This window comes from Streptomyces sp. NPDC127117 (genome assembly GCF_042677325.1).
Taxonomy (GTDB): Bacteria; Actinomycetota; Actinomycetes; order Streptomycetales; family Streptomycetaceae; genus Streptomyces.
On the sequence record NZ_JBHXTM010000012.1, the window covers coordinates 47,945 to 74,080 of the forward strand.

Annotated in this window: 25 protein-coding genes; 11 read left to right on the plus strand and 14 right to left on the minus strand. The window is 71.7% G+C overall.

The window, feature by feature from the left end; genetic code table 11:
* Positions 1–46: 46 nt before the first annotated feature.
* Positions 47–865: an alpha/beta fold hydrolase gene (locus tag ACFVH0_RS13255; protein ID WP_385819665.1), complete on the minus strand. Its 819-nt coding sequence runs from the start codon at positions 863–865 to the stop codon at positions 47–49.
* Between the two features lie 42 nt (positions 866–907).
* On the minus strand, positions 908–1,579 hold the full coding sequence (locus tag ACFVH0_RS13260) for a DUF4097 family beta strand repeat-containing protein (RefSeq protein WP_385819666.1): 672 nt from the start codon (positions 1,577–1,579) through the stop codon (positions 908–910).
* A 224-nt stretch (positions 1,580–1,803) separates the two neighbouring features.
* Between ACFVH0_RS13260 and ACFVH0_RS13265 the strand changes: the two genes are divergently transcribed.
* The gene (locus tag ACFVH0_RS13265) at positions 1,804–2,559 is read left to right on the plus strand and encodes a helix-turn-helix domain-containing protein (protein WP_385819667.1); all 756 of its coding nucleotides are present in this window, start codon (positions 1,804–1,806) and stop codon (positions 2,557–2,559) included.
* A gap of 184 nt (positions 2,560–2,743) precedes the next feature.
* Positions 2,744–3,505, plus strand: a complete 762-nt coding sequence (locus ACFVH0_RS13270; RefSeq protein WP_385819668.1) for a MerR family transcriptional regulator — start codon at positions 2,744–2,746, stop codon at positions 3,503–3,505.
* A 110-nt stretch (positions 3,506–3,615) separates the two neighbouring features.
* Here the strand turns inward: ACFVH0_RS13270 and ACFVH0_RS13275 are convergent, their stop codons facing one another.
* Positions 3,616–3,786 carry a hypothetical protein gene (locus ACFVH0_RS13275; protein ID WP_385819669.1) on the minus strand — a complete coding sequence of 57 codons (171 nt, stop codon included), beginning with the start codon at positions 3,784–3,786 and terminating at the stop codon, positions 3,616–3,618.
* A 179-nt stretch (positions 3,787–3,965) separates the two neighbouring features.
* Here ACFVH0_RS13275 and ACFVH0_RS13280 point away from each other — a divergent pair, with 179 nt between their 5' ends.
* Together ACFVH0_RS13280 and ACFVH0_RS13285 are read left to right on the plus strand one after the other, a co-directional pair.
* Positions 3,966–5,675 (plus strand): hypothetical protein, encoded by a 1,710-nt coding sequence (locus tag ACFVH0_RS13280; protein WP_385819670.1) that lies wholly within the window; start codon positions 3,966–3,968, stop codon positions 5,673–5,675.
* 41 nt (positions 5,676–5,716) lie between these two features.
* The gene (locus tag ACFVH0_RS13285; RefSeq protein ID WP_385819671.1) at positions 5,717–6,334 is read left to right on the plus strand and encodes a hypothetical protein; all 618 of its coding nucleotides are present in this window, start codon (positions 5,717–5,719) and stop codon (positions 6,332–6,334) included.
* Positions 6,335–6,338: 4 nt separating this feature from the next.
* Here the strand turns inward: ACFVH0_RS13285 and ACFVH0_RS13290 are convergent, their stop codons facing one another.
* Positions 6,339–7,016, minus strand: coding sequence for a lysophospholipid acyltransferase family protein (locus ACFVH0_RS13290; RefSeq protein WP_385819672.1), 678 nt, complete (start codon positions 7,014–7,016; stop codon positions 6,339–6,341).
* A 184-nt stretch (positions 7,017–7,200) separates the two neighbouring features.
* A complete protein-coding gene (locus ACFVH0_RS13295) occupies positions 7,201–8,457 on the minus strand; it encodes an MFS transporter (protein ID WP_385819673.1) in 1,257 nt (418 codons plus the stop codon).
* A 143-nt stretch (positions 8,458–8,600) separates the two neighbouring features.
* On the opposite strand from ACFVH0_RS13295, the gene ACFVH0_RS13300 reads away from it, so the two are divergent.
* Positions 8,601–9,080 carry a winged helix-turn-helix transcriptional regulator gene (locus tag ACFVH0_RS13300; RefSeq protein ID WP_385819674.1) on the plus strand — a complete coding sequence of 160 codons (480 nt, stop codon included), beginning with the start codon at positions 8,601–8,603 and terminating at the stop codon, positions 9,078–9,080.
* Positions 9,081–9,144: 64 nt separating this feature from the next.
* Here ACFVH0_RS13300 and ACFVH0_RS13305 read toward each other — a convergent pair whose 3' ends face one another.
* Positions 9,145–9,981: a TetR/AcrR family transcriptional regulator gene (locus ACFVH0_RS13305; protein ID WP_385819675.1), complete on the minus strand. Its 837-nt coding sequence runs from the start codon at positions 9,979–9,981 to the stop codon at positions 9,145–9,147.
* Positions 9,982–10,072: 91 nt separating this feature from the next.
* Between ACFVH0_RS13305 and ACFVH0_RS13310 the strand changes: the two genes are divergently transcribed.
* The 4 genes from ACFVH0_RS13310 to ACFVH0_RS13325 all read left to right on the plus strand — a co-directional run bounded on the left by ACFVH0_RS13310 (position 10,073) and on the right by ACFVH0_RS13325 (position 13,511).
* On the plus strand, positions 10,073–11,056 hold the full coding sequence (locus ACFVH0_RS13310) for an ATP-binding cassette domain-containing protein (RefSeq protein ID WP_385819676.1): 984 nt from the start codon (positions 10,073–10,075) through the stop codon (positions 11,054–11,056).
* Positions 11,053–11,874, plus strand: coding sequence for an ABC transporter permease (locus ACFVH0_RS13315; protein WP_385819677.1), 822 nt, complete (start codon positions 11,053–11,055; stop codon positions 11,872–11,874). Before ACFVH0_RS13310 ends, ACFVH0_RS13315 begins: the two co-directional genes overlap by 4 nt.
* Positions 11,875–11,973: 99 nt before the next feature.
* Positions 11,974–12,333: a VOC family protein gene (locus tag ACFVH0_RS13320; RefSeq protein WP_385819678.1), complete on the plus strand. Its 360-nt coding sequence runs from the start codon at positions 11,974–11,976 to the stop codon at positions 12,331–12,333.
* A 113-nt stretch (positions 12,334–12,446) separates the two neighbouring features.
* On the plus strand, positions 12,447–13,511 hold the full coding sequence (locus ACFVH0_RS13325; RefSeq protein ID WP_385819679.1) for a BTAD domain-containing putative transcriptional regulator: 1,065 nt from the start codon (positions 12,447–12,449) through the stop codon (positions 13,509–13,511).
* Between the two features lie 86 nt (positions 13,512–13,597).
* Here the strand turns inward: ACFVH0_RS13325 and ACFVH0_RS13330 are convergent, their stop codons facing one another.
* Complete coding sequence (locus ACFVH0_RS13330) at positions 13,598–14,251, minus strand: cutinase family protein (protein WP_385819680.1); 654 nt, start codon at positions 14,249–14,251, stop codon at positions 13,598–13,600.
* A 222-nt stretch (positions 14,252–14,473) separates the two neighbouring features.
* Between ACFVH0_RS13330 and ACFVH0_RS13335 the strand changes: the two genes are divergently transcribed.
* Positions 14,474–16,291, plus strand: a complete 1,818-nt coding sequence (locus ACFVH0_RS13335; protein WP_385819681.1) for a BTAD domain-containing putative transcriptional regulator — start codon at positions 14,474–14,476, stop codon at positions 16,289–16,291.
* A gap of 35 nt (positions 16,292–16,326) precedes the next feature.
* Here the strand turns inward: ACFVH0_RS13335 and ACFVH0_RS13340 are convergent, their stop codons facing one another.
* Together ACFVH0_RS13340 and ACFVH0_RS13345 are read right to left on the minus strand one after the other, a co-directional pair.
* Positions 16,327–16,860 carry a hypothetical protein gene (locus tag ACFVH0_RS13340; RefSeq protein ID WP_385819682.1) on the minus strand — a complete coding sequence of 178 codons (534 nt, stop codon included), beginning with the start codon at positions 16,858–16,860 and terminating at the stop codon, positions 16,327–16,329.
* On the minus strand, positions 16,857–17,696 hold the full coding sequence (locus ACFVH0_RS13345; RefSeq protein WP_385819683.1) for a 4'-phosphopantetheinyl transferase family protein: 840 nt from the start codon (positions 17,694–17,696) through the stop codon (positions 16,857–16,859). Before ACFVH0_RS13345 ends, ACFVH0_RS13340 begins: the two co-directional genes overlap by 4 nt.
* Positions 17,697–17,928: 232 nt before the next feature.
* Between ACFVH0_RS13345 and ACFVH0_RS13350 the strand changes: the two genes are divergently transcribed.
* The gene (locus ACFVH0_RS13350; protein WP_385819684.1) at positions 17,929–18,939 is read left to right on the plus strand and encodes a TauD/TfdA family dioxygenase; all 1,011 of its coding nucleotides are present in this window, start codon (positions 17,929–17,931) and stop codon (positions 18,937–18,939) included.
* 169 nt (positions 18,940–19,108) lie between these two features.
* Here the strand turns inward: ACFVH0_RS13350 and ACFVH0_RS13355 are convergent, their stop codons facing one another.
* The 5 genes from ACFVH0_RS13355 to eboE all read right to left on the minus strand — a co-directional run bounded on the left by ACFVH0_RS13355 (position 19,109) and on the right by eboE (position 26,132).
* Positions 19,109–21,676: an FtsX-like permease family protein gene (locus ACFVH0_RS13355; protein WP_385819685.1), complete on the minus strand. Its 2,568-nt coding sequence runs from the start codon at positions 21,674–21,676 to the stop codon at positions 19,109–19,111.
* The gene (locus ACFVH0_RS13360) at positions 21,676–22,461 is read right to left on the minus strand and encodes an ABC transporter ATP-binding protein (RefSeq protein ID WP_124723115.1); all 786 of its coding nucleotides are present in this window, start codon (positions 22,459–22,461) and stop codon (positions 21,676–21,678) included. The genes ACFVH0_RS13355 and ACFVH0_RS13360 overlap by 1 nt, the downstream gene beginning before the upstream one ends.
* Before the next feature lie 292 nt (positions 22,462–22,753).
* Positions 22,754–23,542, minus strand: a complete 789-nt coding sequence (locus ACFVH0_RS13365) for a 4'-phosphopantetheinyl transferase family protein (RefSeq protein ID WP_385819686.1) — start codon at positions 23,540–23,542, stop codon at positions 22,754–22,756.
* Between the two features lie 35 nt (positions 23,543–23,577).
* Complete coding sequence (locus ACFVH0_RS13370) at positions 23,578–24,954, minus strand: alkaline phosphatase family protein (RefSeq protein WP_385819687.1); 1,377 nt, start codon at positions 24,952–24,954, stop codon at positions 23,578–23,580.
* The gene (gene eboE / locus ACFVH0_RS13375; protein WP_385819688.1) at positions 24,951–26,132 is read right to left on the minus strand and encodes a metabolite traffic protein EboE; all 1,182 of its coding nucleotides are present in this window, start codon (positions 26,130–26,132) and stop codon (positions 24,951–24,953) included. Before eboE ends, ACFVH0_RS13370 begins: the two co-directional genes overlap by 4 nt.
* Positions 26,133–26,136: the final 4 nt, after the last annotated feature.

A 26,136-nucleotide genomic window follows, 5' to 3' on the forward strand; every position in this document is an offset into this window, starting at 1 on the left:
TGAGGTGGGTCGGTTCCGAGATCATGCCGCCCGGCACCGGCGACGGTCAGTTCTCCCTGTCGCCGAGGGCGGCGACCTCACGTACGGCATCGGCGATGGCCGGGAAGTCCTTCTTCAGGATCGCGCCGTGGTTGCTGGCGACCTTCGCGCCGAGCCGGATGTTCGAGTTGCGCTCGTAGACCCGGTCGAGGCCCGCGCGAATTCGTTCCTGCTCGTCGCCCTTGCTTCCGAGGGACGTCCCCGAAGCGACCACGTACCGTACCGGGACGGTGATGTTGTCCAGCACGGGGCCGAGCTCGCGCTCGCGGGAGATCACGCCGATCTCGATGTTGCTGTCCGCCTGCTGTTCGGCGGTCATCCGCGGTGCCAGGCCCGTCGGGCGCAGCAGCGGCAGGAACCAGCCCATCCGCCGGAACATCTTCCGGATCCGCTGTTCCATGGCTTCGTCGAGCCAGTCGTACGGGAACGCTCCGTCGACCATGACCGCACCCAGGGCTCGGTCCGGGTTCCGGCCTGCCCAGTGCGCCGCGACGAACGCTCCGTAGGACCAGCCCACCACCAGCGCCCGGTCCACGCCCCTGGCGTCGAGAACGGCGTCGACGTCCCGGACGGCGGCGGCGAAGGAGTAGTCCGCCGAACGCTTCGACTTTCTGCCCCGGGCCCGCTCGTCGTAGGTGATGTGCCGCCATCCCCCGCCCAGTTCGGCGATGGTGCGCCGCCAGTACCCCTGGGTGGCGAACTGGCCGTTGAGATAGACCACGGGGATACCGGGACCGCCGGTGTCGGTGACGGCCAGGGCCGTATCGTCGACCGGCACCATGCCGGTCCACTCCTCGTCGGTCGGGGACGTGCTGTTTTCCACCATGATCAGTTCTCCTCAGGGGTTGTGGATGTCGGTGGCTTCGGGTCAGAGGCCGCGGGCGGTGATATCGCCGTGGGCGGTGGTCGCGTGGATGTTCAGGTCGGCGGCGGCACCGTCGCCGTTCTTGAGCGAGTTGTGGATCCGGCCGTGGCCGGTGCCCGCGTCCAGCGATGCGGAGACTCCTCGGGCGGCTCCGACCGACACGTCGCCGGACTCGGTGCGCAGCACGACCGTGCCGCGCGTGGCCTCGGCGATGTGGATGTCGCCCTTCGGGGTGCTGATCTCCGCGGGGCCGCCCAGGCGGCCGACCGAGATGTCACCGGCGAGGGCGGTGAGGCGGACGCTGGTGGCCTCGTCGATCCTGGTCGCTCCGTGCGCGCCGTCGAAGGCGACGTCGCCGAGCCGGCCGACGGCCCGGAATTCGGCGCCGGATGCCTTCGCCTCGACGCGGGAGCCGGCCGGCAGCTTGATGGTCACCTCGACGGATCCGGAGGGGCCGAGGATCTGGTGCTTCGTCACCGGGGCCGCGATCCGCAGGACACCGTCGGCGTATTCGACCTCGGTCTGCTCCGCGGCCTTCACGTCGCGGCTCTTCGAGGCGTCCGCGGGCAGGATCTCGACCGAGGTGTCGGACCGGTCGGCGGCGATGAGCTGGATGCGTCCCGCGGTGATGTCGAGGACGGCGGAGATCGGGGTGGGGGTGTCGTACTTCTGCATCGTGCTCTCCTCTTGCGCTTGTTGTTTCCGACACCAGAAACGCTACGTAGCGTTCACTGATTACGCAACGAGTTCATTGCCAATGAATTACATAAATGCAGGTGAGCGCCGTCATATCGTTGCAATGCACATGACGGTAACGCAACGTCAGGCACTCGGTTCGTTGCATTGGGAAGGCGTGAACGCTACGCTGACGATGCCGGAAAACGTGAAGGGAGATGTCGATGCCGGGAGGCAGACTCACTCAGCAGGAGCGTCAGCAGATCGCGCTGGGGTTGGCCGACGGCCTCGCCTACGCGGAGATCGCCAGACGTCTCGACCGCCCCACCTCGACGATCACGCGTGAGGTGATGCGCAACGGCGGCCCCACCGTCTACCGCGCCGACCTGGCCCACCGCGCCACCGAACGCCGCACCCACCGCCGACGGCAGACCACACCCCCGGGACCTCACACCCCCGCACAGGCCGATGGACGCGACATCGAGGCGGTGCGCGAGTACGAGGAGACCTTCACCACCCTCCTCATGCAGTCGGGTCTGCCCAAGATGATGGCCCGCGTGCTGACCTGCCTCTTCACCACCGACGCCGGCAGCCTCACCGCGTCCGAACTCTCCCAGCGCCTACAGGTCAGCCCGGCATCCGTCTCCAAGGCGATCACACTGCTCGAAGGCCAGGGCCTCGTACGCCGGGAACGCGACGAGCGCCGCCGCGAGCGCTACATCGCCGACGGCGACGTCTGGTACCAGGCGACACTGGCCAGCGCCCGGGCCAACACCCAACTCGCCGAGACCGCACGGCAGGGTGTCGCCGTCCTCGGCCGCGACACCCCGGCCGCCGCCCGCCTGGAGAACATCGCCCGCTTCGTCGACTTCATCGGCGAGAGCATCACCCGAGCCGCGGAACAGGCCCGCGAGATCCTTTTCACCCATCCCGACCCGCCCTCGGACGGCACCGCCGGGTCGGAGTCGGATCGCGGATAGACAGCCTCCGGCGGCGCCCCACCCGCGTCGGAGGTACGACCGTGGCCGGCCTTCACCGCCACGGGCCCGGCCACCACGGAAACCAGGCCGGATGTCGGGGTTGAAGTTGTCGCTGCGGCAGCTTCTACCGTCCTGACCAGGGCCGGAAAGACCGGCCCTGGATGCGATCGTGAAGGAGGCGGCAATGGACTGGCCCATCGCGGAGGTCGCCCGGATGTCGGGCGTGACCGCCCGGACCCTGCGGCACTACGACGAGATCGGACTGCTGCCGCCCGCCCGGATCGGAGCGAACGGCCACCGCTACTACGAGGAGCGCCAGCTCCTGCTGCTCCAGCAGATTCTCGTTCTGCGGGCGTTGGGGCTGGGACTGCCGGAGATCGGCCGGGTCCTGGCCGATCAGGTCGACGAGGTGGAAGCCCTGCGCGGCCACCACCGGTGGCTGCTCGCCGAGCGGGACCGGCTCGACGCCCTGGCCGGCACCGTTTCCCGCACGATCGCCGAACTGGAACAGTCCAGGAAGGACGGCACACCCATGACCGCCATCAACCGCCCGGAGAACCTGTTCGAGGGCGTCCGGCCCTCCCAGTACCAGGAGAGCCTGCGGGACTTTCCCGAGCACGCCCAGGAGGTCGACCGCCGGGTCGCCGCGATGACCCCGCAGGAGGTCGTCGCCGGGCAGCGCGAGCGCACGGCGCAGATGATCCGGCTGGCCGAGCTGATGGCCGCCGGCCTCCCCGCCGACGCCGAGCCCGTGCAGGCCGAGATCGACGCCCAGCACCGGACCCTGACCGGACTGCGGGCCGTCTCCGTCGACGAGTACCGCGCCATCGGGCGCTCCTGCGTGGACAACGACGCCTGGCGCGCCGCGTACGAGGCGATCGCACCGGGGCTGGCCGCGTACCAGCGCGACGCCATCGAGGCGTACGCCAACACCCGGCTGAGCTGACCCGGGGTGGTGGGCCGGCCGGCCGTCGTCCGGGCCGTCGAGCACGGCACCGGTGGACGTCTGCCGGCCGGCCCGACCACTGTGTCATTCCGCTGTGTCATTCCGTCGGGTCACTCTTCGAGGTCCTTGACCTCCCGCGTGCGGCCGGCCCGCGAACGGCGCCGGCCGGCCCACCACCCCGCGACGGCCGCCGTCGCGAGGCTGGTGATCAGCTGGGCCGGCAGTTCGGTGAGCAGGGCCTCGGCCAGGGCTGTCAGAGCGTGGGTGAACAGTTCGGGCATGGTGGGGTTCCGTCCGTGATGGCGATCGTTTTGTTCACACCACGCTGAATGTGCTGGGATGTTGCGGTCCACTTGTCCGCCGGACGAGCGGGACAAGGCCGAACAAGCCCTGCTTGTCCACCAGTTGCCCGGGAGGGACGTTGACCGAGGGGCGACGGCGCACTCGCCCGTGGGCCGCCTTGAAAGGGCCGACCGCGCTGGACAACGACCTCGCGTCGTTGCTGCGCGGTTGGATGGACCATGCCGACCTGACGATCGACCTCCTGAGGGAGCGTCTGACGGCCGATCACTTCCCCGACGGGCGGATCCCCAGCCGTACGACTCTCGCCAACCGGTTCTCCGGTGTCGCACTGGACGACGCATTCGTCCAGGCCGTGGCCGACGCCTGTTCCCGCGACGCCGACGAGCAGCGGATGCTGCTGGCCCAGGCACACGAACTGAAGACGCGCGGGGCCGGCGTACCCGCAACGGCCGCGCCGCCCGAGGCTTCCCGCCTGCCGTCACCGACGGACTGGGGGTCGATCGCGCGGGCGGGCGCCGAACTCATCGCGCTGCAGCACAAATACGTGGCCACCCAGGACCGTCTCGTCCGCGCGGTCGAGCGTTCGGCGGAACTGGAACGCGAACGCTCCAGCGCCAATCAGCTGGTCCTGGTCCTGCTCGCCCTCGTCGACAAACTCCACCGCGACATCGACGACCTCCACAACGAGCAGGCCCCGGGCAACAGCCGGAGGCTCACTCGGCGGCCCCTCGACGAGATCCGTGCGCAGCTGTCACGCAGCGAGCAGCAGCGGATGGCCGCGGACGCGGAACTGGTGCGTGCTCGATCGGAGCGGCGCAAGGCCGACCAGCTCGCCAGGGAGGCGGCCGAGCAGGTCGCGGCGCTGCGCGCGGAGGTCGAGGAGTTGCGCCGTGGCCCGTCGGTCCCGGACGGCAGGCCCGCGCACGCGGGCGCGAGCGCCGGGCGGGAGGTGATCGAACCGCATCCGGCGGACGCGACGGCGGACGACGTCGATTCCGCGTTGGCCAAGGCGGCCCGGCACCTGGACGAGAAGGCCGACCGTCTCGATCTGCTGGCCGACGAACTCCACCAGGACAACTCGCCGGACAACTCCCCCACCGGCATCGACAGGCCGGACAATTCGCCGCACGTCGACGTCACGGACGTCACCGCTACCGACAACGACGATGAGGACGCGGACGAAGCCGGGGACGAGGAGGAGAACCTCGCACGGCAGCGGGCGATGAAGCAGATGAAGCAGCAGATCCTGCTCCGTTACTACGAACTCAGGGCGGACCCCGAGGCCTACCGCCGTGTCCTTTCACGGTTCTCGCCGGCCGACGCGTTCGAACTGGGGCTGTTGATGTACGAGATCGCCACCCCTGAAGAAGGCGAACGGGTCTGGAGCACGTACGGCTCGACCGTGATGTCCGACGACCTGCTCGCCCTCGTCGAGAGGCTGGACCGGTCGGGCTGGCCGGATCATGCCTCGGACATCCTGATCTCCGCCGCACGCGGCCGCGAGGTGCCCGGACTGCTCCAGCTCATCAACGAAATGGAGGAAGCCGGTGCCGACCGGACGTCCGTGCTCGCCGACATCGCCCTGTGCCGGGCCGCGCGCGACATCCCTCTCGTCATGGCGAACCTCAGCATGCGGGACAGACGCACCATCCTGAACATGTTCCGCACACACCGGAGCATCGGCGAGAAGCAGGAGCTGGTGCGCGCCATGTACGCCGCCGGCCGCCCCGACTGGGAAATCTCCGACCTGGAGCTGACACTGGGCCCGGTCCCTTTCGAACCGGCCCCCACGGCCGCGGACACACACCCCACTCTGCGTCTCCGCTTCCCACAACAACCGCCCGTGCCGGGATTTCGGCACGACTGAGCCTCGGGGCTCGGGGCTCGGGGCTTACCTATGCTGCCGTCATGGGGCTGGATCTCACACTGTTCATGGCGGACTGGAAACAGTTGCGCGCCCTCCCCGTCGAGCACCGGACCGACGCGTTGGACGACGCGGTCCGGCCACCGGAACCCGACGAGGCGTACCGCTGCGGGCGCCGTCCGGCCGGTGGCCTGCTGTGGCCTCCGGACCCGGCGGTGGCGTGGTGTGCCGAGTACGTCTTCGCCACCACCGGTGCCTACAGCCCCCATGGCCGCACGGGCGCGGCATGGGCGGACATGCGGCTGCTCGTCGACGCGTCCGTGCGTGAGGCGATGGACACCTTTCTCGTCGGCCTGATCCCGGAAGCGGATCCGGCCGTCGGTCCTGCGTCGACCGGGGGCGGGATCTTCCCGCCTGCCGCCGACCGACGGCAGGCGGGGATCCTTCTCGTGTGCCCGCCGGAGGTGCTGCCGGGCAAGGCCCGTGCCTGGGAGCGGGCGGAGCCGCGCATCGATGAGTTGCGCGGGCCGTTCGCCGCCGAGTGCGAGGGCTGGGCGGGCCGTCCGGACACCTTCGAGGACTTCGTCGCGCTGCTGCGTGAATGGGGCCACGTGACGGCGGAGGCCGCTCGCCGCGGCTGGGGCCTCGTGGGGCTGCCCTGATGCGTCAGGCCGCCGTCTGCCGCGCGGCGAGTGCGGCGGGCTCGCGCAGGTGGGCGGCGGCCGTCCGCCAGGCGGTGGTCACCGCGGTGCGGGCCCGTGCCGTACGGACGGCCCGGTCGCCGGTCAACTCCACTGGCGCGCCCACGTGTACGTGGAGTTCCGGTCGGCGCAGTGGGGCCGTGACCAGGCCGGCGAGCTGCTTGACGGGGCTGCCCGAGGTGATCCGGCGGGCTCCGGCCTGGCCCACGGGTACGACGGGGGCGCCGGTGCGTTCGACGAGCCGGGCCAGGCCGCTGCGGAAGGTGCCGGGTACGGCTTCCGCGGCGTCCCTGCGGCGGGGCAGGCCCCCTTCGGCGTAGATGAGGACCAGCCGCCCCTGCTCCAGGGCTTCCGCCGCGGCGTCCAGCGCGGCTGCGGCGCGCCGGTCTCCGCGGATGACGGGTATGTGCCCCTCGCGGGCGAGCGCACGGCCGAGCACCGGGACGCGCCACAGCCCCGCGGCCGCCATGATGACCGGCTCGGCGCCGAGCCGGTGCAGGGCGGCGGTCACGATCGCGGGATCGGCCAAGGACGTGTGGTTCGCGGCGACGATGCTGCCGGGCGCGAGTTCGGTGCCGGGGTCGGTGGTCACCGTCAGGCGGCCGACGGCGGGCACCAGGACGTCGGCGATGCGGCTGAGCATGAACGGTCTCCCGGTCTCGACGATGTTGGTCCTCATCGTCGGGGGCGGGCGTCGGCCGGGGCGTGAGTCGTCGTACTCATCTTCTCGGCAGGGCCTTCGCCACGTCGGTGCCGGCCGGGTTCACGTCGGGGCCGGGGCCCCGGATTCCGTTGGCGGCGGTATCCACGACCGGCGCGTCGTCCCCTCAACAGGCGCTCCGGTCCTGCCTCTTGGCCGGGCGGACCGGCCGGGCGGGGCGGACGGGCGGGGCGGTCGGGCGGGTGGCGCCCCTCTCGGTGAGTGCCCAGATGATGAGTGCGAGGCCGCTGAATCCGGCGCCCAGCACACACACCGCGCTCCAGCCCGCGGTGGCGTACAGGGTTGTCGCGGCGAGGGCTCCGACGGCGCTGCCGATCGAGTAGAAGACCATGTAGCCACCGATGAGCCGGCTGCCCGCCTCGGGGTGCAGCGCGTGGATCAGGCTCTGGTTGGTGACGTGCACGGCCTGTACGGCGAGGTCGAGGAGGACCACTCCGGCCGCGAGGGCCCACAGCGACTGCCGGGTGAGGGCGAGGGGCAGCCACGAGAGGGTCAGCAGGGCCAGGCCGATGCCGGTGGTCCGGTTCGCGTGGCCGCGGTCGTTGAGGCGGCCCGCGACGTTCGCGGCGAGCGCTCCGGCGGCGCCGAGCAGTCCGAACGCGCCGATCGCGGTGGACGACAGGGCCATGGGGGGATCGCTGAGGACCAGAGTGACGCTGCTCCACAAGGTGCTGAACGCGGCGAAGACGAGGAGTGCGAACAGCGCGCGCAGTCGTGGCAGGCGTTCGCGCGTGAACAGGCGGACGGTGGAGGTGAGCAGGCGCCCGTATCCCAGCGTGGGCGCCGGTGTGTCGCGCCGGGGTATGACGCGGTGGAGGGCGAGGGCCGCCGCGCAGGTCAGTGCCGCCGAGGTGAGGTAGACCGAGCGCCAGCCCGCGAGGTCGCCGAGCAGTCCGGAGACGGTACGGGCGAGCAGGATGCCGGTGACGACGCCGCTGGTGACTGCACCGACGACGCGGCCGCGCCGGGCGGGCTCGGTGAAGGATGCGGCGCAGGCGACGAGGGACTGTGTCACGACCGCGAGCAGCCCCACTGAGGCCATCCCGGCGAGGAGTGCCGCGCTGCTGGTCGCGGTCGCGACGAGGAGGAGCGCGGCGGCCAGCAGGATCAGTTGCGCCGTGATCAGGCGACGGGGGTCGAGCCGGTCGCCGAGCGGAACGATGAGGAAGAGGCCGAGTCCGTACCCGATCTGCGTGAGGGTGACGACGGCGCCGAGCGCCGCCGGGGCGATCGCGAACTCGTTGCCGAGGGCCACCAGGAGCGGCTGGGCGAAGTAGACGTTGGCGACCGCGGTTCCGCAGGCGACCGCGAACAGTGCGGTGGCGCCGCGGGGCAGTACGGCGGTGGGTGTCGCCCGGTGCATGGTGGACCCTCCAGCAGTTCGGTTGCATGTTGCCACCGGTGACCGTAGCGGCGACTGGTAGCATGTTGCAACCGCCACGGGATGGCCGGTCGGCCGCGGAGGAGGACATCGCGGCGGGGGAACATCGTGGCGAGGAGGACATCGTGGTGAAACGGACCAGGTTCGACGACAGCGACTGCCCGGTCGCGCGATCGGTCGACGCGATCGGCGACTGGTGGTCACTGCTGATCGTGCGCGACGCCTTCGACGGGAGCCGGCGCTTCGGCGAGTTCCAGCGCAGCCTCGGGGTGGCCAAGAACATCCTGAGCGCCCGGCTGCGCACCCTGGTCGCGGGCGGAATCCTGGAATCGGTGCCGGCGCCCGACGGCGGAGCACACAACGAGTACGAACTGACGGACAAGGGCCGGGAGCTCTTCCCCGTCATCGTGGCGCTGCGTCAGTGGGGCGAGGCGCGGTTCTTCGAACCCGGCGAACCCCATTCGGAACTGACCGACCGCCGCCTGGGCCTCCCCCTGCTCCCGCTGGAGGTCCGCGCGCACGACGGCCGGCCCCTCACACCGGACGAGACGGTCGTCACCAAACTCGACGGCACCACGACGCCCCACCGCCCGCCGGGCCGGTAGGCGCGGACGGCCCGGCGCGGCCGTCGGGTGCGCGGTGCACGCCGGGCGGGCCGGCGCGTTCGGGCTACGCCCGCCGCTCCGGCGCGGCCGAGTCGGCGGTATTGCCGGTATCGGCGGCATCGGCAGCACCGGCAGCGGGGCCGTCCGCCGGGTTGCGCGCCGCCACGAGCGCCTCCAGCCCGTCCAGGATGCGCTGGAGGCCGAACTCGAAGTGGTCGAAGCTGTTGCCGAAGGACTCCTCGGACAAGGAGGCCATGACGGGGTACCGGCCACTGGCCATGGCTTCTTCCAGGACCGGCTGGTGCGCCTCCCAGAACTTCGCGTCCGTCAGACCGGAGGTGCGCTCGATCTCCTCCTGGTGCACCTGCGTGCGGGCGGCCCCCGCCACGTACCCGTCGATCAGGATGATCACCGATACCAGTTCGGGGTCACGCAGGCCCATCGGCCTGATCCGGCCGAGCACCTTCTCCATGCCGTCGAGCGCGTTCGGGCCGAGGATGGGGCGGGACTGGTTGACCTCCAGCAGCCAGGGGTGACGGCGGTGGAGGGCGAGGGTGGCCCGGCCCAGGGCCTGCAGGGCCGAGCGCCAGCCGCCGTCGCCCAGGTCGGCCGGGTCGTCGGACACGCGCTGGACGCGGTCCAGCATCAGGTCGAGCAGCTCGCCCTTGCCGGGGACGTAGCGGTACAGCGACATCGTGCCGGTGCCCAGTTCCGTGGCGATCCGGCGCATCGAGACCGCGCCGAGCCCCTCCCGGTCGGCGACATCGACGGCGGCGGCCACGATCCGCTCCAGCGTCAGGCCCGGTTTGGGGCCCCGGCTGGGCCGGCGGCCGGTGTCCCACAGCAGTTCGAGGGTCCGGTTGATGTCGCCGCTGCCACTGGTCTGCGTACTGCTCGTCATGCAAGCAGTTTAGTTCCGCGCGAAAAAACCGGGTACGGTGTACGCGCAATCGGGTACGGTGTACCCAGTCAGAGAGTGGGAGGGGGTACCCATGAGCGACGGAAGCGACGGTTACGCGGTACGGGCCGAGGGTCTGGAGAAGCGGTACGGAGAGAAACGCGCCCTGGACGGCTTCGATCTGACCGTCCGTACGGGCACCGTGCACGGCCTGCTCGGGCCGAACGGCGCCGGCAAGACCACCGCCGTACGCATCCTGGCCACGCTGCTGCGGCTGGACGGCGGGCGGGCGCAGGTGGCCGGCCTGGACGTCGCCCGGCAGGCGCACGCGGTGCGCGGGCGGATCGGGCTCACCGGGCAGTACGCGGCCGTGGACGAGGTGCTCACCGGCCGGCAGAACCTGGAGATGTTCGGCCGGCTGTTCCACCTGGGCGGGCGGCGGGCCCGGGCGCGCGCCGTTGAGCTGCTGGAGCAGTTCGACCTGACCGACGCCGCCGACCGGGGCGTCGACAAGTACAGCGGTGGCATGCGGCGCCGCCTCGACCTCGCCGCCTCGATGATCCTCGCGCCGTCCGTGCTCTTCCTGGACGAGCCGACGACCGGACTGGACCCCCGCAGCCGGGGCGAGGTCTGGGATTCCGTCCGGGCCCTGGTGGCGAGCGGCACGACCGTGCTGCTGACCACGCAGTACCTGGAGGAGGCCGACAAGCTGGCCTCCCGTATCACTGTCATCGACGGGGGCAGGGCCATCGCCGATGACACTCCGGACGGGCTGAAGGACCTGGTCGGCGGCGACCGTGTCGAGGTCGTGGTCACCGAGCGGGCCGAGATTCCCCGGGTGGTGAAGATGGTCGCCCGCGTCTGCGAGGGCGAACCCGAGACCGACGAGGAGGGGTTGCGGGTGTACGCCCCGGTCACCGACCGGGTGGCCGCCCTGACCGAGGTGGCACGCGCCCTTCAGGACGAGGGCGTCGGGGTCGCGGACATCGGACTGCGCAGGCCGAGCCTGGACGACGTGTTCCTGCGCCTGACCGGGCACCGGGCCGAGAAGCGGAAGAACGAGGAGGCGGCGGCATGAGCGCGCTCGACCTGACCGGGACGGTCGGCCGCGGACGGCTGTACTGGCTGTTCGCCGACTGCGGCAACATCGTCCGCCGAGGTCTGACGCACTACCGGCGCCAGCCCGTCAACATCGCCTGGCAGCTCGGCTTCCCGATCCTTTCCGTCCTCCTCTACGGGTACGTCTTCGGCAGCGCGATGACCGTGCCAGGCGGCGGGGACTACAAGGACTTCCTGATGCCCGGCATGTTCGCGATGACGATGGCGTTCGGCTTCATCAACACCGCGACCATCATCGTGCACGACTCCACCAAGGGCGTCATCGACCGCTTCCGCTCCATGCCGATGGCCTCCTCCGCGGTGGTGGCCGGGCGCGGCGTCACCGACCTCGTGGTCGCCTGCGCCGAGCTGGCGATCATGATGCTCACCGCGATGGCCATGGGCTGGCGGCCGGACGGGGGTTGGGGCTTCCTGGCCGCGTTCGGGCTGCTGCTGTGGCTGAGGTTCGCGCTGATCTGGGTCGGGGTGTGGCTCGGTCTGCTGGTGCCCAACCCGGAGGCGGCGGGCGGGCTGTTCGCGGTGGCGTTCCCGTTGACAATGGTCTCCAGCATCTTCGTCGCCCCGCAGCTCATGCCCGGCTGGCTCGGCTGGGTGGCGGCCTGGAACCCCATCTCCTCCACGTCCACGGCCACCCGGGAACTGTTCGGTACACCGGTCGGAGGCGGCGGCTCCTGGATCGAACAGCACGCGCTGCTGATGGCGGTGGTGTGGCCGGTACTGCTGACGGCGGTCTTCCTGCCCCTGGCGGTACGGCGGTTCAAGAGGCTCAGCCGATAGCCGCTGGTGGGAGGGGGTGCGGGAGCGGGGAAGCCGTACTGGGGGCAGGCGCTCCCGGGGCCCCGGGACTCGTAGGATTGCTCTCCTTGGAGGTGGGTCGTGTTCGACAGCGTTCGTACCGTGATGACCTTCGCCCCGGATCCCGAGGCGTCGGCCCGCTGGTGGGGGGAGCTGTTGGGTGTCCCCGTGGAGGTGGACGTCAGCGATGCCGGAGACGTCTACGCCTGGGTGGAGATCGGCGGGGTCGAGCTCGGGTTCCACCCCGCCGACGACGAGCGCAATCCGCGTGGCGGCAGCCCGGTCGTGTACTGGGGAGTGGCGGATGTCGACCGGGCGCGGGAGCGGCTGCTGGCGGCCGGGTGTGAGCATCACCGGGGTCCGCTGGTGATCGGGCCGGGGCGGCGGATCGCCCAGTTGCGTGATCCGTTCGGGACCGTCGTCGGCATCGAGGGGCCATAGGCGCGTCGGCACGTGTCACTCCGGATCGTTCCGGATGCCTGGTCCGGCGCTCCCGCCATTACCTTTTCGACGGCGCCCGCCAGAACGACCAGCCCGGAGCCCGGGGAGCAGCGATGCCGACGACCGTCACGACCCGCCGGCCGACCGCCGCAGCGCTGGAGCGTCAGGAGCGCAAGGTGCTCCACGCGGTCGGCTGCGGTCTGCGGGACGACGAGATCGCCGCCGCTCTTGCCGTCTCCGAGGACGTCGTGGCCGGGCATCTGGCGCGGATCCTCGTGAAGCTAGGGCTGCGCGACCGGGCCGCCGCCGTTGTCCATGCCTTCGACTGCGGCCTGGTCGTGCCCGGTTGCGGGCCCCGTCCGCAGGCGGCGGACCCGGTGGTGCGGTCGGCGGGCGGGCCGAAGGTGGAGATCTCCCTGCTCGGGCCGCTGGAGGTGCGGCTGGGCGGGCGGGAGCTGGATCCGGGGCATCTGCGCCGGCAGGCCGTACTGGCGGCACTGGCGCTGTGCACAGGGCGGGCGGTCAGTCAGCAGGAGCTGCTCGACGGGGTGTGGGGGATGGAGCCGCCGGTCACGAATGTGGTGCCGGTGTACATCTACCGGTTGCGCAGGACACTGTGCCCCGGGGGCGGCCCGGAGTCGGTGATCGAGCACGGCCGGTGCGGATACCGGCTGGCCGCCGGTGGGGTCGAGGTGGACGTGGCGCGTATGGAGGCACTGGTCAGCGATGCCTCGGCGGCCGATCGGGCGGGCGAGACGGCGGAGGCGGTCCGGCTGTGCTCCCGGGCGTTGGGGCTGTTCCGCGGGGAGCCCCTGGCCGGTCTGCCCGGTCCGTTCGCCGAGCTGGAGCGGCTGCGGCTCACCGAGCGCAGGATCGCCGTGGTGCAGCGGAAGTCGGAGTGGCAGTTGCGGCTCGGCCGGCACTGCGAAGCGATCGCCGAGCTGTCCGCCTTCGCCGCGGCGCATCCCCTGAACGAGTCGGTGGCGGCGATGCTGATGCGCGCGCTCTACCGCGGTGGCCGGCAGGCCGACGCGTTGACCGTGTTCGATCGTGCCAGCCGTCGGCTGGCCGACGACCTGGGGGTTCGTCCCGGTCGGATGCTGCGGCGGACGTGCCAGATGATTCTGCGTGGGGACGAGGCCGGGCTCGGTCCCGGGCTCGGCAGTGCCGCGCCGTGACCGGACCTGGACGCCGGTGGGTGATCACCACCTGCCGGTGGCCGGTGGGCCCGGCAGTCGACAGGTGGTGAACGGGGCGTCCGTGGTTACGCGGGGTACCAGGCGCCGTTGTACCACTGCTCGTTGGCGCCGTCGTCGTGGTGGTCCATGTTGAAGTCTTCGGGGTAGTTGTTGACGTGGTTGGCCGGGTACGTCCAGATGCCGGCGGACTCGTCGCAGACGTAGTCCCAGTGGCAGATGGTCTTGACCGGCACGTTGCCGAAGAACTTGTCGGCACCGGCGAGCGGTGCGCCGACGATCCCGCCGAACGGCACGGATCCGCCGTTGGCGCCGGGGTTGCCCTGGCGCTTGGGGTCCGCGATGAGGATGGCGTTGACGTTGCCGAACGTCTGCCAGTTCTCGGTGACCCAGACGTGCACCACCGCGGCGCCCAGGGAGTATCCGGCCATCTTGACGTGCTGGCCGGGGCAGGCTGCCCGCTGGTCGCGGACCAGCCGGTTCAGCTCGTTGACGCCCGCCCGGGCGCTCGCGCCGTTGGGGATCTGGGTGGGGTAGCCGACGTGCTGCTGGATGTTGCCGTAGAAGCCGTCGTTGTTCCAGGAGCTGCCCGTGCCCCCGACCACGATCGTGTAGGTGCCCTCGCACGGCGCCGCCGCCTGTGCCGTGGTCCCCTGTGCCACCGAAAGCCCGGCGGTCAGCAGCAGTCCGGCTGCCGCGGCCGCGATCCTTCTTGTTCGCATTCCGTCCTCCCCATGTGGTTGGCCGGCGCGGCCGCGTTTCCGGTTGCGGTACGCGGTCGGCCCGGGTCATCGACGACAGTGGCAGCGGTCGATGACATCGCGATGAAACCCGGCTCCGGCGGGCGGTATCGGCGTCCGGCCGCCGGCGATAACCCATGGATAAGGGTGCCGCCTAACTTCGGAGTTCATGCAGGAGGCTCAGACCTGAAAGGGGTTTGCCGCATGGACTTCCGGATTCTCGGGCCGGTGGAGGCCCGGCGTGACGGGGACTGGATCGCGTTGTCCGGTTCCAAGGTGCATACGGTCCTTGCCGCGATGCTGCTCGCACACGGGCGGGTCGTCTCGGACTCCAGACTCGGCGCGCTGCTGTGGGGCTGGGAGCCGCCGGTCACAGCGAGCGCGCAGATCTATACGTACATGTCCCGGCTGCGCAAGCTGCTCGGTGACGAGGTGGAGATCGTGCGGCGGCAGCCCGGCTACGTGCTGCGGGCGCCCGGGGCCCGGATCGACGTCGTCGAGTTCGAGCGGCTCGACCGGCTCGGCCGTGAGGCGCTGCGGGAGCGGCGTTTCGCCGACGCGCAGGCGCTGCTGACCGAGGCGCTCGGATGGTGGCGCGGTCCGGCCCTGTCGAACGTGACCGAGTTCCTTCTGGAGGCGGAGCTGCCGCAGCTGGAGGAGGCGCGGATGCTGGCGCTGGAGAACCGCATAGAGGCGGATCTCGCGCTGGGCATGCACGAGCAGGTGACGGCCGAGCTGACGGGCCTGGTCGCCGAACATCCCGTACGGGAGCGGCTGCGCGCCCAGCTGATGACCGCGCTGTACCGGTGCGGGCGGCAGGCCGATGCCCTCCAGACGTACTACGAGGGTCGCAAGGTGCTCGTCGATCAGCTGGGGGTGGACCCGGGCGAGGTGCTCGGGGCGACGTACCAGGCCGTGCTGGGCGGGGAGTTGGGGTTGCGAGGTGCAGGGGCAGCGCGGGGGCGGTCCGATGTACCCACCATGCTTCCGGCGGCGGAGGACGGCTTCGTCGGCCGGTCCGCGGAACTGTCCCTGCTGACGGCGCGGTTGGCGGCCGGGACGAACCGGCCCCGGCGGCTGCTGGTGACCGGGATGGCCGGGGTGGGCAAGACCGCGCTCGCCGTGCGCGCCGCCGAGGAGAGCGCCGGGCACTTCCCCGACGGCCAGCTCTTCGCCGAGCTGTGCGATCAGGACGGCACGCCCAAGGACGCCGGCGAGGTGCTGGTGCGGTTGCTGCGGGCGCTGGGCGAGCCCGGTCTCGACGGCAGTTCCCCGCGCGCCGCCGACCGCGACGAGCTGGTCCGGCTCTACCGTGCGCGGACCTCCGGCAAGCGGCTCCTCGTCGTCCTCGACGACGCGGTCGGCGACCTCCAGGTCGCGCCGCTGCTGCCGGCGAGCCCGCAGGCGGCCGTGCTGATCACCAGCCGGGCCCGGCTGGCCCGGGTGACCGGGGCGGACACCGTGGCCCTGGCGCCGCTGGACGACGACGAGTCCCTGGCGATGCTCGCGGCGGCGGGCGGTGCGGAGCGGCTGAGGGACGACCCGGACTCCGCCGATGACCTGGTCGCGTACTGCGGGGGGCTGCCGTTGGCGCTTGCCGTGGTGGGAGCGCGGCTCGCGGCGCGGCCGTCGTGGCCGGCCCGCCGGTTCGCGGCCCGGCTCGCGGATCCGGCGGAGCGGCTCGCCGAGCTGTCGTTCGGCGATCTGGATGTGCGCGGGGCGCTGCTGCCGTCGGTGCGGCGCATGGCCGCCGGGGGCCCGTTGGCGCTCGGCGCGCTGTCCGGTGCCGGTACGGAGCCGTTCTCGGCCCGGGACGCCTCGGTGCGTCTCGCGGTGTCGGAGGACGAGGCCGAGCGGGTGCTGGAGTCGCTGGTGGACGCCGCGCTGCTGGACCTCTCGGGCCTCGATCCGCAGGGGCTGCCGCTGTACCGGTGCCATGAGCTGGTCCTGCTGTACGCGGCATCGCTCGACGCGGCGGACCCGGCCGCCGCCGCGCACGACAGCGCCACCGCGGTCGGGTGACCGCGGTGGCCGGGGAGTCGCCGTCGTCCGTTCCGTCACCACGTTCCGCGGGTCCAGGAGTACGTCGGGATCTCGGGGACGAGCGCGGGGGCGATGGTCTCGCGGACCACGGTCCACGCGTCCGCGACCACGCGTTCGCGGGGCGGCCGGGCCGCGGAGCCGAAGGCGGTCGCGGTGACCGCCCACATCGCGGCGACCGCGGCGACGGCCCGGACCTCGGCGGAGGGCTTGGCCGGTACGGCGCGGCCCCTGCCGACGTCGATCCGGAAGCCGAGCTCGGCGGCCTGGCCGGCCCGCACCTCGTGGGCGACCGGGCCGGCGGGCCCGCCGAACGCGGCGGCGGACAAGGGGTGTTCGTAGGCGGTGCGGACCCAGACGGAGACCCGGACGCGCTCGCGCTCCTCCCAGCCGCCGCGGGCGGCGGGCCCGGGGTCCGCCTGCTCGACGGCGGCGGCGAGCTCGGCGAAGTATCCGGTCAGTTCGGTGTCGTCGAGCTGTCCGGGCGCGCCGGTCCGGGGTGCCGGAACGGTCGGGGCCATCGGGGCGGTCTCCAGGGGCTGCGTCGTCATGATGGTCGGCCTCCTTCGGTGTCGGGTGCGTCGGCCTCCTCGGGCGGGCCGAGTACGCAGTGGATGTGAACGGGACCGGGCGGGGCACCGCCGGGCGGACGGGCGATGGCGGCGGCGACCCGGTCGTTGAGCCGCAGGTCCTGGACCGACCAGACGGTGGTGCGGCCGGAGTGCGTGTGCAGTACGCGGACCGGTCCGTGCCGGGCCGGCCAGGTCTCCAGCCGGTTCAGCGCGGTGCCCACCAGTCCCAGCCCGGCCGCCTTCACTACGGCTTCCTTGCGCGTCCAGACGCGGTGGAACCCCGCGTCGCGTACCGGTCCGGGCGGAAGCGACACCAGGTGGGCGCGTTCGTTGTCGGTCAGCACCGAGTCGTACAGCGAGGCCTGGCGCATGGGCCGTACTGCTTCGACGTCGACCCCGATGGCGGGTCCGTCGCCGAGCGCGAAGACCCCGCAGCCCGCGGTGCGGGAGAGGCTGATCGCCCACGGCACCTCGGGGTACTCGATCATCGGCGGGCCGTGCCCGAAGTCCCCGCAGCCGGGGCACTGTCGCCGCCCCAGCTCGATGGACTGCGGTGCCACGAGCAGTAGTTCGGACAGGGCGCGGCGCGCCCCGGCCCTGGTGTGCACGAAGGCGGCCACGTCCCGCTCGGCCAGCAGGGTGAGCGCGCGGTGGAACTCGTCGGTGCCGAGCAGCGCGAGGTCGTCGGGGACGACCCGCTGCGGCGGCTGCCACCACCAGACGTGGGCCGCACCGGCGAGATCCGGTGTCCCGGGCGCTGCCCGGGAAGGCTGCTGTGTCCCGGTGCTCTTCGGTGTTCCGGGTACGAACGCCATGGACTGCCCCCATTCGTTGTTCCTCGACGGTCCTTGTCGACCTCTCGTGGTTTCCCGTGGCCTCCGGTTCCTCCGCACGGCCTGCCGTGCGGACAGAAATGCCACGGTGCGATCGTCCGCCCGGCGGCTACGGGCCGTCTATATATGCCTCGGCGGGAATTCACCGTAGGGGCGCGATAGCACTTCCTCGGAGACTGGGACGGTAATTTCCGACCGACCCGAGGATGTCCACATGTCCGAGACCCATACGCTTTCCCTGCCGATTTCGGCAGCGGCGGCCGGCACCGTCGTGGAATTGACGGAGGCCGAGCAGAAGGCGCTCGTCGCCGTCGCCGAGCAGCTGACCCCGAAGGGGGTGGCGGACGGCAGGATCGACGATCTCCGCTGGCTGGACGCCGCACGTGACGCCTCCGTACAGCTTCCGCGCCGGCTGCTCTCGGCGCTGCGCGCGTTCCGTCACGACGCGGGCCCCGACGGGGTCCTGCTGCTGCGCAACCTGCCGGTGGTGGCGGACGACCCGCTGCTTCCGACGCCGGCCGTGAAGGGGTCGGTGGAGCGTGTTCCCACGGTCGCCGCTTCCGTCATCACCACCGCGATGCTGAATCTCGGGGAGGTCATAGCATTCCGCAACGAAAAGACAGGTGCGCTGGTTCAGAATGTCGTTCCGGTTCCCGGGAGCGAGGCCTCGCAGAGCAATGCGGGTTCCGTTCTCCTGGAACTCCACATCGAAAACGCATTCCATGACAACCGCCCGGATTTCGTGGGTCTGCTGTGTGTGCGGGAGGACCCGACGGGTGATGCGAAGCTGTGCACGTCGTCCATCCGCCGGGCGCTTCCGCTGCTCTCCGAGAAGGCGCGGACGGTGCTCTGCGAGCCGCGGTTCCTGACCGAGCCGCCGCCGTCCTTCGGCGCTCTGGACAGCGTGACGCCCGCCCACGCGGTGCTGAACGGCGACCCGGAGGACCCCAATGTGCTGGTGGACTTCTCCGCCACGCATCCGCTGGACGACGAGGCGCGGCACGCCATGGCGGAGCTGCGGAGCGCGTTCATGGAGACGATGTCGGCTCTGGCGCTGCGCGTCGGCGACCTGGCCGTGGTCGACAACCGCCTCGCGGTGCACGGCCGTACGTCGTTCACGCCGTCCTACGACGGTGCGGACCGCTGGCTGCACCGGGTGTACGCGCACCTGGACCACCGGCGCAGCCGGGTGGACCGGGCGGGCGACGGCGCGGTCCTCGGCTGAGCGGGGCCACGCACACGACGTCCGTATCCGCCAGGCAGGCCGAGGGGCCGGCCCCCGCACAGGGGGCCGGCCCCTCGGCCGTGCGCAGGCACCGCGCACATGCGGCAATCAGGGGTGTACGGGAGCGGAACTCCCGCACACCCCTGGGGTGTTGGCGTGGCGCGTCCGCCTACTGGCGGGCGCTGATGACGTCCGCCGGGCGGCCGCCGAGTGCGACGCGGCCGGGGACCAGCGTCGCCACCGCGGTGAGCACCGCGGCGAAGCCGAGGACCCCGAGGAACATCGGCAGGTCGACGGAGGGCTGGGCGGCGCCCGTCATCCCGACACTGAAGGCGGTGAGCACCGCGAGCGAGATGGCCGTGCCGAGCACCGCGGCGACCAGGACGATCAGGGCGGACTCGATCCTCAGCATCGACATCACCTGGCGGCGGGTCGTGCCGACGAGCCGCAGCAGGGCGAACTCACGGGTGCGGTCGGATACCGACATGGCCAGGGTGTTGACCACGGCGATCGCGGTGAACGCGATGATCAGGCCCATCGCGAGGTAGTTGACCTCGGCGTTGGACTGCTGGACCTCGGCCTGGACATCGTCGACCTGGGTGCGGTCGAGGACACCGATGCCCGGGAAGCGCTTGAGGGCGCCGGTCAGCTGCTCGCGGCCCGCCTTGCCGTCGCCGGCCGTCTTGACGAGTACGGAGGAGGCGAGCGGGTTGTCGACGTGCCGGGCGACCAGGTCGTGCGACATGGTCAGGTCGCCGAAGCCGAGGCCGCGTTCGTAGACGGCGGCGACCTTCAGCCGGACCACGGTGGCGTCGCCGAGCGTCACCTTGAGCGTGTCGCCGGGCTTCTTGCCGAGGTGGTCGGCGGAGACGTCGCTCATCGCGATGCTCTTGTCCCCGAAGCCCTTGAGGCTGCCCCGTGAGACGTCCGGATCCCAGTTCGTGGTGAGGCCCTGCGCGGAGATGCCCTGCGCCGGGTACTTGTCGAGGCCGACGCGGACCTGGGTCCGGACGATCTCGGTGACCTGGGTGACGCCCGGTACGTCGCGCAGCGCTTCCGTCGCCCCGGCGGGGACACCGGGGCCGTTCGAGGCGACCACCCAGTCGGCCTTGTTGCCCGCCTTGGCCTGGGCCGAGGCGGCGTCGCCCATGGTGGTCTGCACGAACAGGACGGTGCAGGCCATGCCGATGAGCAGGACCAGCGGGGTGACGGCCGCGGCCATCCGCTTGGCGTTGGCGCGGGCGTTGGCGGTCGCGAGGTGGCCGCCGACGCGCGAGAACTTCAGCGGGATCCCGAGGATCGCGACGGCGATCCTCGCGATGACCGGGCCGAGCAGCGAGACCGCGACGGCGAGGACCACGACGGACAGGAACGTGACGGGCTGCGAGGCGGGTTCGGTGCGCAGGAAGCCCAGCAGGACGACCACACCGATGCCGAGGGCCAGTACGAGCATCCCCACGCCGAGCCGGCCCCACGCGAAGTGGCGCTGTTCCATGGACGCCTCGGACAGTGCCTCGGCCGGGCGGATGCGGGCGGTGCGGCGGGCGGAGATGCGGGCCGCGACCCACGCCCCGAGCAGGGCGGCGCCGACGGCGGCGGCGAACGGCACGAAGCTGAAGGTGAGTTCGAGGGTGTCCGGGATGGCCTTGAAGTCGATGAACTTGCTGTGCAGCCAGTACGCGATGGGCAGGCCGGCGACCGAGCCGAGGCCGCCCGCGAGGCCGCCGATGATCAGGGCCTCGCGGCCGATCAGCTGACGGACCTGCTTGGGGGTCGCGGCGATGGCGCGCAGCAGGGCCAGCTCGCGGTAGCGCTGCTGGATGGAGAGCGCGAAGGTGCCGACGACGACGAGGATCGCGACGAGCAGCGACGTACCGCCCATCGCGCCGCCCATGGAGACGAGCTTGACCCGGGCCTTGCCCGCGTCGAGGAACTCGATGGGTCCGCGCTCACCGCCGGTGGCGATGGCGTACTTGCGGCCGTCGCCGGCGAGGGCCTTCTCGGCCTGGTCGGCGAGCTCGTCCGCGGAGACGCCGGGCTTGGGCATCAGGCCGACGGTCGTGACCTGGCCGGCCCGTCCGGAGAGGTTGCGGGCGGTCTCGTCGGAGAAGAACAGCGAGGTCTGCTGGTGCAGGTCGCCGTCCTTCGCCGCGGCGATGCCGCTGACCTTGTACGTCGTGGGGGCGCCGGTCGACTGGACGACGAGGCTGCTGCCGGTCCTGAGGCCGGTGCGGTCCGCGAGTTCCCGGTCGAGGACGACCTCGGTGGCGCCCGTGGGTGCCTTGCCGTCGGTCAGTTCGAACGGGGTCAGTGCGGCGGAGGACCAGGCGTGGCCGTAGGACGGCTTGCCGTCGATGCCGGGCACGATCTGGCCCTGGGGGCCGACCGCGTACGCCGGGAAGTTCGTCTCCGGCACCGCCTTGCGCACCCCGGGTAAGGCGGCGAGGGTCTCGGTGGTGCCCTCGGGCAGCCAGACCCGCTCGGCCAGCGGCTTCGCCTTGTGCTTCTCCTTGACCTTGCCCTTCTTCTTCTTGATGGTCGTCTGGTGGACGTTCTGGTCGGCGCCGACGATGACCGGGGCGGCGGCGTAGCGCTCGGTGGCGATGGTGCCGCGCAGGCCGGTCTCCAGGAGGATGCCGCAGGCGGTGACCAGTGCGGCGGCGCAGAACAAGGCGAGGAAGGCGCCGATGAAGCCGCCCTTCCTGGCCTTGAGGGTCTGCAGTGCGTAGCGCAGCATCAGGCCCACGCTCCCAGGTGTGTCATGCGCTCGGCGACGAGGTCGGCGGTCGGGGATTCCATCTGTCCGGCGATCTTGCCGTCGGCCAGGAAGAGGACGGTGTCGGCGTACGAGGCGGCCACCGGGTCGTGGGTGACCATGACGACGGTCTGGCCGGTCTCGTCCACGCAGGAGCGCAGCAGGGACAGGATCTCCTTGGCGGTCACGGTGTCGAGGGCGCCGGTCGGCTCGTCGCCGAAGATGACGTCGGGCCGGGTGATGAGGGCGCGGGCGATGGCGACGCGCTGCTGCTGGCCGCCGGAGAGTTCGGCGGGCCGGTGGGCGGCCCGGCCGCCGAGGCCGACGCGGCCCAGGATCTCGTCGAGCCAGTTCTTGTCGAGGCTCTCGCCCGCGAGGCGCAGAGGCAGCTCGACGTTCTGACGCACCGACAGGGACGGGATGAGGTTGAACGCCTGGAAGACGAAGCCGATGCGCTGGCGGCGCAGCTTCGTCAGCTGGGTCTCGTTCATGTCGTTGAGCTGGGTGTCACCGATGTAGGACTGCCCGGTGGTCGGCTTGTCGAGGCCGGCCGCGCAGTGCAGGAACGTCGACTTGCCGGAGCCCGACGGGCCCATCACCGCGGTGAAGGAGCCGCGCTCGATCCCCACGGAGACCCCGTCCAGGGCACGCACGCCGCGGCCGTTCCTGCCGTACACCTTGGTCACGTCGGCCAGACGAAGGGCGTGCCCCCGGTTGACCGTGTTGTAGCCGTTGTCGAGGGAAGGGCGGCTCGTCTCGGTCACCATGTTGCGACCTGTCCTCTCCATAGTGCGGTTCCGGGTCTCAAGGGGATGATTTTCGAGCGTATATGGCATCGGGTCGAGCGTGGTCCGTACTTCTATATTCGATCTACTTCGGGTCTTTTCGGTGCAGTTGACCAGGCATTCGACGCCGGGCCGGCGAGGCGGCCGGCGGCTTCGGTGTGAGTGTGTTGTGTTCGGTGACGGCCATCGGGACTCCAGGGGGTGGAGAGTACGCGGGGTCCGGGCATGGCTTCGCGCCGCAAGAAGGGGGGTTTTGGCGCCGCGAAGCCCGCTGTCACGCCGGGGCGTGGGTGTGGACCGGGCCCAGTGGGCCGGTCTCCGGGCGGGCCAGCGAGGCCGCCCAGCGGTCGCCGATGTCGACGTCCATCACCTGCCACCGCGATTCCTCACCGCGGTAGCGGTGCACCACCCGCACGGGCCCGTCCTGCGCCGGACCGACGTCCAGCGTGTTGAGCGGCATACCCAGCAGGCCGAGGCCGACGGCCTTGACCACCGCCTCCTTGCGGGTCCAGGCCCGGTGGAAAGCGGCGTCCCTGGCCGGGCCCGGGGGCAGGCCGAGGACGTGCGCGCTCTCCGAGGCGGTGAGGACCACCTCGGCCAGGCCGGCCGGTTCGACCGGCCTGAGGGCCTCCACGTCGACGCCCACCCAGCTGCCCGCCCGTACCGCGAGGGCTCCGGCCCCCGCTGTGCGGGACAGGCTGACCGCGAGCGGGACCGGTGGGTCGGAGACGGCCGGCGGGCCGTGCTCCCGGTCGCCGCAGCCGGGGCAGATCCGCCGGCCGAAGCCGACCTCCCCCGGTTCGACGCCGAGCAGCCCGGCCACGGCCCGCCGGGCACCGGCCCTGGTGGCGGTGAACGCGGCGGCGTCCGCCTCGGCGTGGAAGCGCTGGGCCCGGCCCCGCTCCACCTCGTCGAGAACGGCGTAGTCCGCCGGGTCGGTCCGTGGGCCGAGCGGCCACCACCACACGTGGATCTCGCCCGACTCCTGCATCCGGCCGACCGTTTCGACTGCCGGTCGGGGTATGCGCACCTCGCTGATCGCGGTGTTCCGCCGAGGTGTCATCTGGCCTCCTCTCGATCCTTTCGATACGGCCGGTCTCAGGCCAGTCCGTTGAGGCGCAGGAGCAGGTCCTTCACCTCGGTGGCGTGGTAGCGGTCCCGTTCCTGCCCCGGGTCGGAGCACAGCAGCAGCGGCCCGTCCCGGTGGTCCTGGGGCAGCCGTCCGTGGCTGCCCTTGACGTGGGCCGGGTCGAGCGGCACCACGTTGAGCGGTGCGCGCATCCCGGCCTTCTTGCGCAACAGGGTGAGTGCTGCCTTCGCCTTCACCGCCCTGTCGGCGGGGTCGAAGAAGAGTTCGGCCGGGTCGTAGCCCGGTTTGCGGTGGATCTCGACGCCGCGTGCGAAGTCGGGGGCGCGGGTGTCGTCGAGCCAGTAGTAGTACGTGAACCAGGCGTCCGGTTCGGCGACGGCGACCAGCTCGCCCGCGTTGGGGTGGTCGATGCCGTAGGTGGCCTGTTCGGTGCGGTCCCAGACCTCGTCGACGCCCTCGGTGTGCTTCAGGACGTCGCGGACGCGCGGGATGTCGGCAGGGTCGGCGACGTACACATGGGCGGCCTGGTGGTCGGCCACGGCGAACGCGCGGGAGGTGCAGGGGTCCAGGTACTCCATGCCGCGCTGGCTGTACACCGAGAGGAGTCCCTCGCGGCGCAGCGCGCGGTTGATGTCGACGGGCCGGGAGACGGGGCCGATGCCGTACTCGCTGAGGGCGACGACGGTGGTGCCGCGGTCGCGCAGGTCGCCGAGGAGCGGGGCGAGCGCGGCATCGGCCTCGCGGGCGGCGCGCACCGCCCGGGGGCTGTCGGGCCCGTACCGCTGGAGGTCGTAGTCCAGGTGGGGCACGTAGATGAACGACAGGTCGGGGCGGCGGGTGTCGACGACATGGCGGGCGGCGCCGGCGATCCATCGGGTGGAGGCGATGGAGGCGGTCGGACCCCAGTAGTTGAAGAGGGGGAACTCGCCCTGGCGGGCGGTGAGTTCGTCGCGCAGACCGGCCGGCACGGTGTAGCAGTCGGGGGACTTGCGGCCGTCGTAGTGGTAGACGGGTCGCGGCGTCAGCACGGTGTCGACGTCCGCGCCCATGGCCCACCACCAGCACAGGTACGCGGTGGTGTGGTCGGGGTCCTGCTTCCGGGCGGCCTGCCACACCTTCTCGCCCCGGACGAGGGCGTTGTGCTGGCGCCACATCATGACCTCGCCGTGGTCACGGTGGTACCAGCCGTTGGCGACGGCTCCGTGGTCGCGGGGCAGCAGGCCGGTGGTGAGGGTGGCGTGGACGGTGGCGGTGACGGCGGGGAAGACGGTGTCGAGGCGGGCGGTGAAGCCCTCCTGGCCGATGGCCGCGACGTGCGGCATCTCGCCGAGCAGACGTGGGGTGAGGCCGACGGTGCACAGCACCGCGACCTGGCGGTCGGTCATGGTTTTGCTCCGGACTGCTCGGTGAGGCCGAGACGGATCAACTCGCCGTGTGTCCACTCCAGTTCGGTGGCGATCCCGGCGGCGATGCCGGCCGCTCCGGTGGGCCGGAGCCCGGCGGGCAGGACGTCCCAGGTGTACGTCTCGACCTCGACGTGGTCGGTGAGGGCGCGCTCCCCGCCGAGCGTCGCCCGCAGGGTCTCCTGGAGGGAGTCGCTGGTGTTGCGCAGCGGCGCCTCGGGCTGGTCGTGCAGCGGTACGTGGTAGTGGATGCGCCAGGGCGCGTCGCCGGGCAGGGCGCCGGCGAGGGCGGGGGCGAGGTCGTCGGAGCCGTGCAGGGTGCCGTCGGGGCCCTGTTCGCGGACCTGGTGCAGGAAGCGGGGTTCGGCGAAGGGGCGCAGCGCCTCGCGGGACTCGGCGTCGGCGGGGGTGTCGGCGACGAGGGCGGAGGACGCCTGGAGCTTGACGATGGGCACGCCTTCGGTGACGAGGGCGGCGACGGCGCTTCGCGGGTCCTCGTGCTGGACGGCGAGGTGGCAGGCGTCCAGGCACAGGCCGATCCAGTCGTGGTCGGCGCCGGCGATGGCCCGGGCGGCCTGGGCGGTGGTCTCGGCGACGCAACCGGGTTCGGGTTCCAGGCCGACGCGGATGGTGCGGCCGGTCTCGGCCTCGATCTGCTTGAGTCCGGCGGCCAGGTCGTCGAGGTGCCGGGCGGCGGTGGAGCGCTGCACGCCGGTCCAGGGGGTGCGCCAGGCCAGCGGCAGGGTGGATATGGAGCCGCGGGCGGCGTCCTCGGGGAGCAGTCCGGCGAGCACCTTGGCGAGGTTGAGGGTGTAGGTCAGGCGGGACGGCTCGGACCAGTCGGGGAAGTACACGCCGCGTTTGACGACGGGGGTGTGGAAGCCCCGGTAGGGGAAGCCGTTGAGGGTGACGGTCTCCAGGCCCCGGGCGGTCAGGGCCCGGCGCAGTTCGGCGGTGTCGGCCGGGTGGTCGGCGAGGTGGTGGGCGACGTCGGCGGGGAGCCAGAGGCCGAGGCCGACGAGGTCGGTGCCGAGGTGCTGGCGTACCTGTTCCGCGTGGTCGGTGAGCTGGGCCGTGATCCCGTCGAGGGTCTCCGCCGGATGCACGTTGGTGCAGTAGGCGAGGTGGATGGTGGTGGAGTCCGAGTGGTGCAGACGCATGATG